This window comes from Azospirillum sp. TSO22-1, assembly GCF_003116015.1.
In the GTDB taxonomy this organism is placed as follows: domain Bacteria; phylum Pseudomonadota; class Alphaproteobacteria; order Azospirillales; family Azospirillaceae; genus Azospirillum.
Window position 1 is genome coordinate 37,126 of sequence record NZ_LGQZ01000108.1, and the last position, 13,057, is coordinate 50,182.

11 protein-coding genes are annotated in these 13,057 nt (G+C 71.7%); 1 reads left to right on the plus strand and 10 read right to left on the minus strand.

The window, feature by feature from the left end; all coding sequences use genetic code 11:
• Positions 1-4 precede the first annotated feature (4 nt).
• The 3 genes from kdpB to TSO221_RS25975 are packed head-to-tail and all read right to left on the minus strand — an operon-like array spanning position 5 to position 3,953.
• A complete protein-coding gene (kdpB, locus tag TSO221_RS25965) occupies positions 5-2,131 on the minus strand; it encodes a potassium-transporting ATPase subunit KdpB (protein WP_109121417.1) in 2,127 nt (708 codons plus the stop codon).
• A 12-nt stretch (positions 2,132-2,143) separates the two neighbouring features.
• The gene (gene kdpA / locus TSO221_RS25970) at positions 2,144-3,853 is read right to left on the minus strand and encodes a potassium-transporting ATPase subunit KdpA (RefSeq protein ID WP_109121418.1); all 1,710 of its coding nucleotides are present in this window, start codon (positions 3,851-3,853) and stop codon (positions 2,144-2,146) included.
• Between the two features lie 10 nt (positions 3,854-3,863).
• Positions 3,864-3,953: a K(+)-transporting ATPase subunit F gene (locus TSO221_RS25975; RefSeq protein WP_109121419.1), complete on the minus strand. Its 90-nt coding sequence runs from the start codon at positions 3,951-3,953 to the stop codon at positions 3,864-3,866.
• A 570-nt stretch (positions 3,954-4,523) separates the two neighbouring features.
• Between TSO221_RS25975 and TSO221_RS25980 the strand changes: the two genes are divergently transcribed.
• Complete coding sequence (locus TSO221_RS25980) at positions 4,524-5,426, plus strand: serine protease (protein WP_158284219.1); 903 nt, start codon at positions 4,524-4,526, stop codon at positions 5,424-5,426.
• 23 nt (positions 5,427-5,449) lie between these two features.
• Here TSO221_RS25980 and TSO221_RS25985 read toward each other — a convergent pair whose 3' ends face one another.
• From TSO221_RS25985 to TSO221_RS26015, 7 genes are read right to left on the minus strand one after another with little or no spacing between them, the layout of a single operon-like run.
• Positions 5,450-5,953, minus strand: a complete 504-nt coding sequence (locus TSO221_RS25985; RefSeq protein ID WP_109121421.1) for a hypothetical protein — start codon at positions 5,951-5,953, stop codon at positions 5,450-5,452.
• A gap of 14 nt (positions 5,954-5,967) precedes the next feature.
• Positions 5,968-6,666: a hypothetical protein gene (locus tag TSO221_RS25990; protein ID WP_109121422.1), complete on the minus strand. Its 699-nt coding sequence runs from the start codon at positions 6,664-6,666 to the stop codon at positions 5,968-5,970.
• 18 nt (positions 6,667-6,684) lie between these two features.
• Positions 6,685-8,256: an SUMF1/EgtB/PvdO family nonheme iron enzyme gene (locus TSO221_RS25995; RefSeq protein WP_109121423.1), complete on the minus strand. Its 1,572-nt coding sequence runs from the start codon at positions 8,254-8,256 to the stop codon at positions 6,685-6,687.
• Complete coding sequence (locus TSO221_RS26000; protein WP_109121424.1) at positions 8,213-9,439, minus strand: FtsX-like permease family protein; 1,227 nt, start codon at positions 9,437-9,439, stop codon at positions 8,213-8,215. The genes TSO221_RS25995 and TSO221_RS26000 overlap by 44 nt, the downstream gene beginning before the upstream one ends.
• Complete coding sequence (locus tag TSO221_RS26005; protein WP_199229638.1) at positions 9,436-10,164, minus strand: ABC transporter ATP-binding protein; 729 nt, start codon at positions 10,162-10,164, stop codon at positions 9,436-9,438. The genes TSO221_RS26000 and TSO221_RS26005 overlap by 4 nt, the downstream gene beginning before the upstream one ends.
• Entirely contained in the window at positions 10,161-12,125 is a 1,965-nt protein-coding gene (locus TSO221_RS26010) for a vWA domain-containing protein (RefSeq protein WP_247878278.1), read from the minus strand. Before TSO221_RS26010 ends, TSO221_RS26005 begins: the two co-directional genes overlap by 4 nt.
• Positions 12,122-13,045 carry a hypothetical protein gene (locus TSO221_RS26015; protein ID WP_109121426.1) on the minus strand — a complete coding sequence of 308 codons (924 nt, stop codon included), beginning with the start codon at positions 13,043-13,045 and terminating at the stop codon, positions 12,122-12,124. Before TSO221_RS26015 ends, TSO221_RS26010 begins: the two co-directional genes overlap by 4 nt.
• Between the last annotated feature and the right edge of the window lie 12 nt (positions 13,046-13,057).

Below are 13,057 nucleotides of genomic sequence, written 5' to 3' on the forward strand. Positions count from 1 at the left end.
ATCCTCAGACGAGGCCGATGGCGGTGACGATCAGGTCGATCGCCTTGATGCCGACAAACGGGACGACGAGACCGCCCAGGCCGTAGATCAGCAGGTTGCGGCGCAGCAGGCTGGCGGCGCCGACCGCCCGGTACGCCACGCCCTTCAGCGACAGCGGGATCAGCGCGACGATGATCAGCGCGTTGAAGATGATCGCCGAGAGGATGGCGCTCTGCGGGCTCGCCAGTCCCATGACGTTGAGCGCCTGGAGCTGCGGGTAGAAGGCGAGGAACATCGCCGGGATGATGGCGAAGTACTTCGCCACGTCGTTGGCGATCGAGAAGGTGGTCAGGGCGCCGCGGGTCATCAGCAGCTGCTTGCCGATCTCGACGATCTCGATGAGCTTGGTCGGGTCGCTGTCGAGGTCGACCATGTTGCCGGCCTCGCGCGCCGCCATGGTGCCGGTGTTCATCGCCACGCCGACGTCGGCCTGCGCCAGCGCCGGCGCGTCGTTGGTGCCGTCGCCGCACATGGCGACCAGCTTCCCCCGGGCCTGCTCGTCGCGGATGAGCTGCAGCTTGGCCTCCGGCGTCGCCTGCGCCAGGAAGTCGTCCACCCCGGCCTCGGCGGCGATGGCGGCGGCGGTCATCGGGTTGTCGCCGGTGATCATCACCGTCTTGATGCCCATCTGCCGCAGCGCCGCGAAGCGCTCGCGGATACCGCCCTTGACGATGTCCTTCAGGTGGATGACGCCGAGCAGCCGGCCGTCCCTGGCGACCGCCAGCGGGGTGCCGCCGGCCTTGGCGACGCGCTCGGCGATGGCGATCAGCTCGCGCTCGGCGGCCTCGGCCACGCTGGCCGGGCGGAGCGCCTGGAGCGCCGGGCCGCGACCGCTCACCGCCGCCGCGTGCCTGCCGCTCTGGACGTGCGCCAGCACCGCATCGACGGCGCCCTTGCGGATCGACACGCCGTCGGTGTCGATGCCGCTGATGCGGGTCTGCGCCGTGAAGGGGATGAAGTGGGCGTGCAACTCGGCCATCTCGCGGCCGCGGATGCCGTAGGCCTCCTTGGCGAGCACGACGATGGAGCGGCCCTCCGGTGTCTCGTCGGCCAGCGAGGCGAGCTGGGCGGCATCGGCCAGGTCGCGCTCGCTCACCCCGGTCACCGGCAGGAATTCGGCTGCCTGCCGGTTGCCCAGGGTGATGGTGCCGGTCTTGTCGAGCAGCAGCGTGTCCACGTCGCCGGCCGCCTCCACCGCGCGCCCGCTCATCGCCAGCACGTTGAAGCGCACCAGCCGGTCCATGCCGGCGATGCCGATGGCCGACAAGAGCGCGCCGATGGTGGTGGGGATCAGCGTGACGAACAGCGCCACCAGCACCAGTACGCCGACCGAGCCGCCGGCGTAGGCGGCGAAGCTGGGGACGGTCGCCACGGCGATGACGAAGATGATCGTCATGCCGGCCAGCAGGATGTTCAGCGCGATCTCGTTCGGCGTCTTCTGGCGCTGCGCGCCTTCGACCAGCGCGATCATGCGGTCGAGGAAGGTCGAGCCCGGCGCCGCGGTGATGCGCACCTTGATCCAGTCGGAGATCACCTGGGTGCCGCCGGTGACCGCCGAACGGTCGCCGCCGGACTCGCGAATGACCGGCGCGGACTCGCCCGTGATCGCGGCCTCGTTGACCGAGGCGACGCCTTCGACCACCTCGCCGTCGGAGGGGATAAGGTCGCCGGCCTCGACCAGGACGATGTCGCCGGGCTTCAGGCTGGTGGCCGGCACGAACTGCTTGACGGTGCCGTCCGGCCCGAGCAGGCGGGCGTTGGTCTCGGTCTTGGTCTTGCGGAGGCTGGCCGCCTGCGCCTTGCCGCGCCCCTCGGCCACCGCCTCGGCGAAGTTGGCGAACAGCACGGTGAACCACAGCCAGACGACGATCTGCAGGGCGAAGCCGGTGCCGCCGGCGCCCGTCGCCAGATCGCGCAGCAGCAGCAGCGTGGTCAGCGCCGCGACCACCTCGACGCAGAACATGACGGGATTGCGGACCATCCGCCGCGGGTCGAGCTTCTTGAAGGACTCGGCCACCGCAGGGCCCAGGATGGCGGAGTCGAGCATGGTCGACACCGGCATCCGCTTGCGTTCTTTCGACACGGTGTGCATGGGGGTGTCCGATCAGAAGAGGGTGCCGGCGTTCATCGCCAGGTGCTCGACCACCGGGCCGAGGGCGAGGGCCGGGAAGAAGGTCAGGCCGCCGACGATCAGGATGACGCCGACCAGCAGGCCGACGAACAGCGCGTCGTGCGTCGGGAAGGTGCCGGCCGAAGCGACGGCGCGCTTCTTGGCGGCCAGCGAGCCGGCGATGGCCAGCATCGGGATGATGACGAAGAAGCGGCCGACAAGCATCGCCATGCCGATGGTCAGGTTGTACCAGAGCGTGTTGCCGGTCAGTCCGGCGAAGGCGCTGCCGTTGTTCGCAGCGCCGGAGACGTAGGCGTACAGAGCCTCCGAGAAGCCGTGCGGCCCGGCGTTGGCCATGGAGGCGGTGCCGGTGTCGAGCACCACGGCGACCGCGGTCCAGCCCAGCATCATCAGCGGCAGGCACAGCACGGCGAGCATGGTCATCTTGACCTCCCTCGCCTCCAGCTTCTTGCCGAGGTACTCGGGCGTGCGGCCGACCATCAGTCCGGCGACGAACAGCGCGACGATGGCGAACAGCAGCATGCCGTAGAGCCCGGCCCCGACGCCGCCGATGATGATCTCGCCCAGCATCATGTTGATCAGCGGCACCATGCCGCCAAGCGGCATGAAGCTGTCGTGCATGGCGTTCACCGCGCCGCAGGACGCCGCGGTGGTGACGGTGGCGAACAGCGCGCTGAGCGCGACGCCGAAGCGGGTCTCCTTGCCCTCCATGTTGCCGGCGGCGGGATCGACGCCGAGCGCGGCGAAGGCCGGGTTGCCCTGCGCCTCGGCCCAGTAGGCGACGGCGACGCCGGCGAAAAACAGCACGCCCATGGCGGCGAGGATGGCCCAGCCCTGGCGCTCGTCGCCGACCATGCGGCCGAACAGGTTGGTCAGCCCGGCGCCGAGCGCGAAGATCGACACCATCTGCACCAGGTTGGTCAGCGCGTTCGGGTTTTCGAACGGATGCGCCGAGTTGGCGTTGAAGAAGCCGCCGCCGTTGGTGCCCAGCATCTTGATCGCCTCCTGCGAGGCGACGGGGCCGAGCGCGATGGTCTGCTTGGCGCCCTCCAGCGTGGTGGCGTCGACGTAGGCGCCCAAGGTTTGCGGCACGCCCTGCCAGACCAGGAACAGCGCGTAGACCACGCAGATCGGCAGCAGGACGTAGAGCGTGCAGCGGGTCACATCGACCCAGAAGTTGCCGACCGTGCGCGCCGAGGAGCGGGCGAAGCCGCGCACCAGGGCCACCGCCAGCGCGATGCCGGTGGCGGCCGAGACGGTGTTGTGGACGGTCAGCCCGGCCATCTGCACGAGGTAGGCCATCGTGCTCTCGCCGCCATAGTTCTGCCAGTTGGTGTTGGTGATGAAGCTGGCGGCGGTGTTGAAGGCGAGGTCGGCGGGCACATCGGTCATCCCGGCCGGGTTGAAGGGCAAGGCGTCCTGGACGCGCTGCATCACGTACAGCAGCAGCATGCCGGCGGCGCTGAACAGCAGCATGGCGACGGCGTAGGCCGTCCAGTGCTGTTCCGCCGTCTCATCCACCCCGGCAAGGCGGTAGAGGCCGCGCTCGACGGGGCGCAGCAGCGGCGTCAGGACGGTGCGCTCGCCGGTGAAGACGCGCGTCATGAAGCCGCCGAGCGGCCGGGTGACGGCGACCACCAGGGCGGCGAAGAGCAGGATCTGAAACCAGCCGAGAGCGGTCATGGGGCTCTCCTCAGAACCGTTCGGGGCGGATCAGCGCGTACACTAGGTACGCGAGCAGGCCGGCGGTCACCACGCCGGCAAGGGCGTAGTCGAGGATCATGGCAATCCCCCTACAGCCGGTCGCAGGCGTGGACGTAGGCGATCGACCCGGCGAAGAACGCCACGGTGATCGCCAGGGCGACGATGTCGAGCATGGTTGGTCTCCAAGGCACGCCGTTTGTCGTGATGGCGGGGCTGGCGCGTGCGGCCGAGCCCGCCTTTATCCAGGCAAAGCGCCGTCGCTCGCGACGCTCGTCCGCCGGAATCAGGGTGCGCCCGAAGCGCGTATAAATTCGAGGTGGGGCGAGGTATCCCCCGCATATAGAACTCGTATACGCCACGCTCCGGGAGGCGTTCGTCGCACCGGAGGCGCGCGCGACGGCTGCTCACAACGGCTTGATGCCCTGCCGGTAGGTGCGCCCAGGCGACGTCACGCCGACGGCTTGGGCGGTGAGCCGCTTGAGGCGGCGAGGTGCTGCTCCGTCTGCGCGACGATAGCGTGGCCGCGCCGTTCCATCGGTTGGAGATGGTTGGGAGTCGGGGGGCATTGTGTTAACGTCTGCGTGTTCTTGGCGAATCAGGCGCCGGAAAACACGTGATATTTGCAATGCGAACCACTGCCTGGAGACGTTTGGCCGTTCTGCTGCCCGTCCTGACGGTGGCCGCGGCGTGCGATCCCGCTCCGTCTGAACCGGCCGACGTGGCGCGGCTCCTGCACGAGCGGGAGGATCGCAACCGTGCGCTCGAACAGCGTGCGGCCGAGCTGAAGGCGGCGCTGGACTCCGACCCCTGCCCGCCGGGCCGGGACGCTGCCGGTCCCGTGCCGGTCCAGGAAGCGACGCTGCCGCCCGGAAAGCCGTTGGCGCGCGAGGCGCTGGTGCGCCGGCTGGAAGCCGCCACGGTCCTGGTGCTGGCACCGCCCATGACGGGATCGGGGTTCTTCGTCACCCCGGACACGATCATAACCAACCGCCACGTCGTCGAGAAGGTGGAGGACGGCGACGTGATCGTCATCGGCAAGGCGGTTCCGCAGCCGCTGCGAGCGCAGGTGCTCGCCATGTCGCCGCCGACGCCGGAAGGATCGGCGGGGCGGGACTACGCGATCTTGCGGGTGGACGGGGGAAGGGCGGCGCAGACGCTGTCCATCGCCACCGCGGTGACCCCGCTCGAGGAGGTCGTGGCGGCCGGCTTCCCGGGCCTGCTGCTCAGCAACGACAGCCGATTTCAGGCGCTGCTCAACGGCGACCTCGCCGCCATCCCGGACCTGGCGCTAAGCCGGGGCGAAGTGATGGCAGTGCAGAATCGCGACCACGGCTTCGCCACCATCGCGCATTCCGCGCAGATCTCCTCCGGCAGCAGCGGCGGGCCGCTGACCGACCGCTGCGGCCGGGTGGTGGGAATCAACACCTTCATGACGGTGGACGCCAAGGAAAGCAGCAAGGCCGGCTTCGCGCTGGCCGGTGCCGACCTCGCCGCCTTCATCGCCGAGCGCGGCCTGCGCCTGCCCCTGGCCGACGGCCCCTGTCGCGACTAGGACGGCGTCCCCAGCGGTCGGTCTCAACGGCCGATGGCCAGTTGGATCTCACGTTCGAGCTGTTCCTTGCTGCGCCGAAGCTGCTCAAGGCGGCGTGCCTTTTCCTCGGGACTGGAAAAGCCGTCGTTCTCCGCCAGCCGGACCTCGCGATCGAGCCTGTCGACCTCGTCCTGGAGCTGGGCGAGCGCGCTGTTCGCCGCCTTCTCCTTGCGCTGGCTGGCGGCGAGCCTGGTGCGCAGCGCCGACACCTCGCCGCGCAGCGAGGCCAGCTTGGCTTCCGATTGCCGGCGCTCGGTGGCGACGGCGACCTGCTCCTGCTGTGCGCGGTCCAGCGCGCGCTGGTTGGCGATGCGCTGGTCCTGCTCGTTCTCCAACTCGGTCTTGCGGTCGTTGATGCGCTGGGTGTAGGCGCCGCTGCTCAGTCCGCCGACGCCGCCGAAGAACCCGCCGCGCGTCGGGTCGTTGGTGGTGCAGGCGGCCAGCGGCAGCAGCACGCCGAGGGCCAGCATGGTCCGGTTCATCGTCATCGGCCGATCCCCGGTCAGCCGATCCGGGTGATCTGACGGCGGGTGACGAGCTGCGCCAGCTCCATCTCCAGGTTCGACACCTGCCCCTCCAGCTGCCGGATCTCCGTTTCCATGGCCGAGGTGTTCACGTGCTTCTGGCGCTGCTCCATCGCCGCCTCCTTGTAGTCGCCGATCTTCTTCTTCAGGTTCTCGACGGTCTTGGTGAGGAACTGGACGTTGTTGTCCACGCTGGCGAGCCGGCGCTTGGCCTCGGCGGCGTTCATGCGGCCGGCGGCCATCTCGCGCTGGACCTGATCGATCCGGTCGCGGTCCTGGGCGAGCACGTCGCGCGCCGTCACGGTCATCTGCTGGAGTTTGGCGTTGTCCGCCTTCACGTCGGCAGCCATGGAGTCGAGCCGGGCTTCCTCGGTGGCGAAGCTCTCCTTCTGCTTGGCCACGGCGTAGCCGGCGGCCAGACCGGTGGCCAGACCGGCGCCCGCGCCGATGGCGGCACCGCGCCGGCCGCCAAGCGCGGCGCCCAGCAGCGCGCCGATGACGACGCCGGCCACCGCGCCCTCGGTCAGCGTCTGGTTGAAGTCCTGGGCCTGCTGATGCAGCCGCTGCTCCGCCGGAGTCATGGTGGCGGTGTTCTGCCCGGCGGCGCAGGCCGACAGCGTCATGACGACGGCCAGCGCCAGAGCGGTGCGGCGGATCGCTCTACGGTTGTTCAACATTCTCAGGGGCCCCCACGCTCAGTTTCTGGTCTTCAGTTCGTTCAGCCACTGATCCCGGTCCGGCTTTCCCGAGGCGCGGTAGGCCTGGGTGTGGCCGAGGAACATCTCGGCCAGGCGCACGAGGTCGGGCAGTTCGTTGTTCTTCAGTTCCACGGCCAGCACGGCGTTCTGGCGGGAGAGCACCTCGGCCGTGTAGTCGCCCGCAGCGCGCAGCACCGTATCAGCATAGTATTTCAGGTTGTCGGAGAGAACGGATTTCTCGGTATCCAGCTGCCCTTTGTAGCGCTTGGCCAGGGCGTCGTCGGCCGAGGCCGACTTGGTGCGCGCCTCGTACACGGCGGCCAGCTGGTCGATGGCGCGGGCGTCGTCCGCCAGCTTGCGCCCCAGGAAGGCGCCAAGGCGCAGCAGCACGCGGGCGGCACGGTCGCGCTGCTCGTCGCGGGCGGCGATGTTGCCGCGCATGGTCGTCTGCAGGTCCTGGAGGCGACGCCGGACCCGCTCGTCGTCCGTCGCCTTGACGATGACGCCCAGTTCCTCCACCGGGTCGGCGAGCGCCGGCCCAGCCAGTCCGCCAGCCCCCGTTCCCAGCTTGGACCACGCTGCCTGCACCTCGCGCAACCGCGCCGGACTGGTCAGCACGGGCGCCGTCACCACCAGCCGGAATCCGGTGGAGGCGCTGCGCCGTGCGCCCTGCGAATCGTAGAAGGGCTGCTCCTGCCGGTAGGCGGAGCGGATGTCCGCCTCGGAGGTGAACAGGTTGCCGCCGCGCACCACGAACCCGCCGGCCTGCCCGTGCGCGCGGGTGACGCGGTTGAGGCGGAACGGCTCCCACACCATCTCGTCGGCGTTGCCCAGGATGTCGTGCAGGCCCAGCGGGTTGGCCAGCAGCAGGCCGGTGAGCTGGAGCTTGCCGTTGGCCGACTGGCTGCCCTGGAACCAGACGTAGCGCGCCATGCCCTCGGGCATGGGAAAGGTGCGCTCCTCGAACTCGGCGGGCGGCACGCGCGTGCCGCCGCGCGCCGCGAACTCCCACTCCGCCTCGGTGGGCAGGCGCAGGTAGCCCGCCTCCTGCCCATCCTTCGGCAGGCGGTCGGCGGCGTTGGCGCGCAGCCACTGGCTGTAGGCGTCGGCGAAGGCGACCGCCTCGAACCAGGTGACGTTCACCTTGGGCAGGCGCAGCCGCATGGACGGCTGCGGGCAGGTGCCGGACAGCGCCTGCACCTGAAGCTCGCTCGCCTCGTACTTCGCCATCAGGTAATAGCGCGCCGCCTTGCCCGCCTCGAAGGCGCCGGCGAGGTGGTCGGTGTGCCTGTTCTCGGCGAAGGCGGCGGTTTCGTCGGTGCCGCCCAGGGTGACCTTGTAGTCGCCCAGCGGGCCGTCCGACGGCACCTCGACCCGGCGGAAGGCCATGGCGCCGCCGCAGGGCATGGGCAGCGCGACGTCGTCCGTGTCCGGCTTCGGGTTCCACAGGGCGTCCGCCCAGCGCGCCGGTCCTTCCGCCGCCCCGGCCGCGGCCGGCGTCAGCAGCAGCAGGAGGGTGGCGAGGCTAGACCTCGCGCAGGCACTGCGACGGTTCGATGCGGGACGCACGGAATCCTCCAAGGGCGGACGCCAGGACGGACAGGACGAGGGTGAGCAGCAGCGCCGCCAGCGCCGCGGGCAGCGGCAGGCGGCAGACCACCTCGCCATGCGCGAGGTTCTCGGACAGCACGGCGTTGAGCGAGGCCGCCACCGCGGCGTAGCAGGCGGCCGACGCCGCGGCGCCGCACAGCGCGATCATCACCGCCTGGGCGGCCGGGAAGGCGACCAGCGGCGCGGTGGTGAAGCCGACCAGCCGCAGCAGCGCCAGGTCCTTCTGCTTGCGGTCCACGTTGGCCCACAGACTGGCGGCCAGTGACAGCACGAAGCCGCCGGCCCCGATGCCGGCGATGACGGTGAACAGGAAGGAGAGCACGCGGTCGATGGCGCGCACCTGCTCGATCTCCGCCGCGCGCGTGCGCACCTCCATCCCGGCCGCGGCCAGCGCGGCGGCCAGCGGCGCCACCGCATCGATCCCGGTGGCGTAGAGGCGGGCGCTGGCGAAGACGGTGCGCGGCGGCGCGCTTCTTTCCCCCGGCCAGCCGAGATCGGGCACGGCGAAGCCGTCGCGGAAATCCTCGGCCGCCGTCAGCAGCGCCAGCGGGACGAACACCGCCTCCCGCGCCATGGCCGCGTCCGGCAGCACGTCCAGCACGGTCAGCCCCAGCTGTCCGGCCTCGCGCCGCTCGCCGGTCTGGCGCGGCACGGCGGCGGCCAGCGGGTCGCCCGGCGCCACGCCCAGCCTGCGCGCCGCCGCCGCGCTCAGGACCACCTGCCGGACCTCCGACGGAACCGGGCGGCCGGCCAGCACCGGGTCCCCGGCGGCGGTCGGCAGCATCTCGACGCCCGCCAGCACGCGCCTTCCGCCGCCCCCGCCGCTGGCGCCGGCCACGAGATCGATGGTGGCGGCGAGGCTGCGCGTGCGCGGCACGACGAAGCGCACCAGCGGGTCGCGCGCACGTGCGGCGAACCAGTCCCGGTCCAGCCGGCCGTTGCCGAGCACCACCACCTCGAGGTTCGTGGGGTCGGCGAGCAGCCGTTCGGTCAGCGTGGCGACGATGCCGGACTTCAGCCCGAACAGCACCAGCAGCGGCGTCAGCACCGCCGCCAGCCCGAGGACGAGGCAGGCGGATATCCGCCATTCATGGGCGAAGTCCTTCCACGCCAGGACGAGGGCGGTGCGCCAACGCCTCATGCGGCCGCCCCGTCGAAGCGCGCCACCGTGCCGCCCTCCGTCCTCGCAAGGGAGGCATCGATGCGCCGCACGCCGTGCCGGCCCAGCAGCTCCCAGTCGTGCGAGGCGACGACGACGGCGACGCCCAAGGTGCGGGCGAGGTGCAGAAACAGCGCCATGACCCGCTCGGCGTTGGCGGGGTCGAGCGAGGCGGTCGGTTCGTCGGCGACGACGAGCGCCGGGCCATGCGCCAGCGCGCGGGCGATGGCGACGCGCTGGCGCTCGCCGATGGACAGGTCGCGGGGCTTCCTGGTCAGGTGCCGCTCCAGCCCCAGCACGCGGGCCAGCGCCGCCACCCGCTCGCCCGCCGCCTTGCCGGTCAGACGGCAGGACAACGCGATGTTGTCGCGCACGGTGAGGAACGGCAGCAGCCCGCCGGTCTGAAGCACATAGCCGACGCCGCGCCCGCGCAATTCCGCCAGCGCGTCGGAGCGGTCCCGCGCCCACAGCGCCGCCACGTCCACCGCCTCCCCCGCGGTGAGGCGCAGCGCGAAGCGCCCGGCGCTCTCCGGCGCGCCGACTAGGCCCAGCAGGTCCAGCAGCGTGCTCTTGCCCGAGCCGGACGGTCCGGTGATCGCCACGCACTCCCCCGCCGCGACGCTCAGTCGGGGGACCTCCACCCGGAAGGAACCGGGACCCCGTCCGCGCTGCCGCGTCACGTCTTCCAGGTGGAGGATGGCGGTCACGGCAGCGCTTCCAGCGGCACCGGGAAGACGGCGTCCGCCTGCGCCGCGCTGGTGTCGAGCGCGATCCAGCGCGCCGTGTCGTCGTGGTAGAGCTGGTAGAGGCGCAACTTGCGCTCCAACTCGTCCAGGAAGGCCTGCTGCTCGCCGATGGACCAGCGGCCCCAGGTGGCTTGGTCGATGCTCATGACCTTGCTCTTGTAGGGCAGGTCGTCGAGGTATTCGCCGAGCAGCCCGAGGTCGCCGAGCTTGGCGGCGTCCGGCCGGTTGATCTGGTTGGGGTCGCGGCCCAGCACCGCGGCGGCCGAGCGCAGGCGCTTGAAAAAATCGTCGGGGGTGAGCTGCGCCGCCTGGCCCGCGTCCACGATGCCCTTCACCGCCTGTTGAAGGTCGGAGAGCTGGTTCTTGGTCAGCAGCACCCGCACGTCGGTGGTGGCGAGGTCCGGCTTGGCGAAGTCGCGGTCGGCGATCCAGGCGCGCAGCAGACGCGGCGGCTCCGTCCCCTCCACCCGGCCGAGATAGGCGAGCTGCATGGCGCGGCCGACCATCTGCGCCTCGCGGGCGGCGCGCCGGGCGGCGTCCTTCTCGTCCCTGGCCGCGTCGGCGGGGGTGAGCCTGCCCTCCGCGGCGGTCTTCACCTGGGCGACGATGGCCTCGGCGAGGCTGTCGACGATGCGGCCGAACTCGTCCACCGATCCGGCGTCCACCGGGTAGTACAGCGGTTTGCCCAGGGTCTTGTTGAGGGACAGCGCCTGATACTGCGCCTGGGCCGCGGCGTGGTCGTTCCGGCCCGCGGGCGTCTTCAGGTGCAGCGTGTAGATGGCCGCCCCGCGCTGTTCCGCCTCCAGCCGCACCTGCTCGGCATCCAGCCGGGTCTCCGACAGCGGGTCGTTGCCGCGCAGCGCGCCCGCATCGGTGATGAGCACCACGTACCGGCCGCCGGCCTCGCTCCAGTCGATGTCGCGCAGGGCCGTCATCACCCCGGCGTAGGAATCCTCGGCGTAGCGCGCGCTGGACACCTTGGCCTGGCTCAGCCCCTTGACCTGCGCCATGAAGGCGTCGCCGTCGGCGACCGTGTTGGGATCGGCGTAGAGCCTGGTGACGTACTCCAGCCCCGGCACCGCCTTGACTGAGGAGCGGAAGGCCACCAGCCCGAAGCGCACGCGCGACGACAGGCCGGCCTGCTGGACGCGGGCGTGGATCCGCCGCACCGCCTCGCGCGTGCGGTCGATGTAGGGGTCCATCGACACGGTGCTGTCGATGACGAAGACCAGGTTGGCGCTGAAGTTGCGCAGCGCCAACGCGTGGTCGGCTGCCGGCTTAGCGTCCTTGGGGTCGGGACGCGCGGTAACCGAGGCCACCTCCAGCACCCGCACCGGGAAGCCGGCGCCGTGGTACGCCTCCTCCGCCTGGAGGATAGGCAGCAGGTAGAACCGCTTGTTGAGATCGACGTGGGTCTCCGGCTCGATGGAGATCGCCGGTGAATCCGCGGGCAGCGGCGGCGTCTGCGCGGCGGCCAGCAGCGGACGGGCGGCGGCGCCGGGCTCCGGCGCCTCCAGCACCGACAGCACGCCGGCCTTCTCCCTGAACAGCAGCGCCCGGTCGCGCCCGGCCGGGTTGGTGAAGGCCAGCGTCAGCTGCTGCTTCCAGGGCAGCGTCGCGTCGGCCCTGACCCAGCCGCGCACGCCGCCGCGGCTGTCCGCGCCGACCTCCAGCCACTCCGCCCCGTCCCCCGCCTTGCGGTCGTAGACGTAGAGGATGGACAGCGCCGGCAGCTCCTTGCCGCCCGCCTGCCCGGCGGCGGGCGCCAGCAGGGCGCCGGGGCGGGTCAGCGCGCGCTGGAACAGCGTCTTCTTGCCCTCCATCAGCAGCGGCTGCCGCTCGGCACAGGGCGCCGGCGTGGCGGCGAGGCAGAGCGCCAGACCCAGCGCGGCGAACGGAGCCTTCCAGGCGCGGCGCATCATTTGCCCTCCTTCATCTGCGACAGGCGTTGCTGCGCGGGGGCGGATCCGGCGGCGGCGGCCTTCTCGTACCAGTGGCGCGCCATGTCCGCGTTGGCCGCGGGCAGCGGGCTGGTCTGCGGAGCGAAGGTGGCGGGGTCGTACATCCGGGCCAGCGCCAGCGCCGACGCCCCGTCGCCGCCCTCCGCCGCGTAGCGGTAGAGCAGCAGCGCGCCATCCAACCGCCCGGCCTTCGCCATCCCCTCCGCCTTGGCGCGGGCGCCATCCGGCGAGGGTTTGCCGGCCAGGAAGTCGCCCACCTCCTTGCGGGTGTCGGCCGGAGCCGGGGGCGGCGCGGGCGGGGCGGCGGGAGCCGCCGCCGTCAGAGGCGTGTCGCCGCGGCCGAACAGGAGCCACGCGCCGCCCCCGGCGGCGAGCAGCACCCCCGCCAAAACCGCGGCGATCAGCGCGACGTTCGGGCCGCCCCCGCCGCTGCGCACCACTGGTCCGGGGGGCGGGTCCGGCACCGGCCCGGGGGGTACCGGCTCGGGCGGCGGCGGTTCGGGCGGAACCGGCTCGGGAGCGGGTGGAGGCGCGGCGCGGCGGGCGTTGCCGCCCAGGAGGTCGCGCACGCTCAGCATGCCGGTGGTGCGGGCTTCGCCGTCCAGCAGGTGCAGCGCGAAGGCGGCTCCGCCGGCCCGCGCCGCCAGCACGGCATCCACCGCGGGGGTCGCGACGGCGATGCCGCCGTCCTCCGGCGTGAACATCCCGCCGTCGAGCGCGAAGCGGTGTTCGCTGGCCTGCCAGCCGCCGGGGCCGAGCCAGTTCGCCGCCCCCTGGTTGCGCTGGATGGACAGGGCCGGCGGGGCGGCGGTGCCGTCGGGCAGGCGGATCAGGCCGTGGCCGGGGCCGAGGCAGGGGTGGGTGAGGATGTCGGCGCGCATGCGGTCGGTTTC

What these genes read in the sequence shown, in the direction of transcription:
- kdpA (WP_109121418.1), bottom strand. Translation starts at nt 3,853, where the DNA reads ATGACCGCTCTCGGCTGGTTTCAGATCCTGCTCTTCGCCGCCCTGGTG.
- TSO221_RS25975 (WP_109121419.1), bottom strand. Translation starts at nt 3,953, where the DNA reads ATGATCCTCGACTACGCCCTTGCCGGCGTGGTGACCGCCGGCCTGCTC.
- TSO221_RS26000 (WP_109121424.1), bottom strand. Translation starts at nt 9,439, where the DNA reads ATGAGGCGTTGGCGCACCGCCCTCGTCCTGGCGTGGAAGGACTTCGCC.
- TSO221_RS25985 (WP_109121421.1), bottom strand. Translation starts at nt 5,953, where the DNA reads ATGACGATGAACCGGACCATGCTGGCCCTCGGCGTGCTGCTGCCGCTG.
- kdpB (WP_109121417.1), bottom strand. Translation starts at nt 2,131, where the DNA reads ATGCACACCGTGTCGAAAGAACGCAAGCGGATGCCGGTGTCGACCATG.
- TSO221_RS25990 (WP_109121422.1), bottom strand. Translation starts at nt 6,666, where the DNA reads ATGTTGAACAACCGTAGAGCGATCCGCCGCACCGCTCTGGCGCTGGCC.
- TSO221_RS26010 (WP_247878278.1), bottom strand. Translation starts at nt 12,125, where the DNA reads ATGATGCGCCGCGCCTGGAAGGCTCCGTTCGCCGCGCTGGGTCTGGCG.
- TSO221_RS26015 (WP_109121426.1), bottom strand. Translation starts at nt 13,045, where the DNA reads ATGCGCGCCGACATCCTCACCCACCCCTGCCTCGGCCCCGGCCACGGC.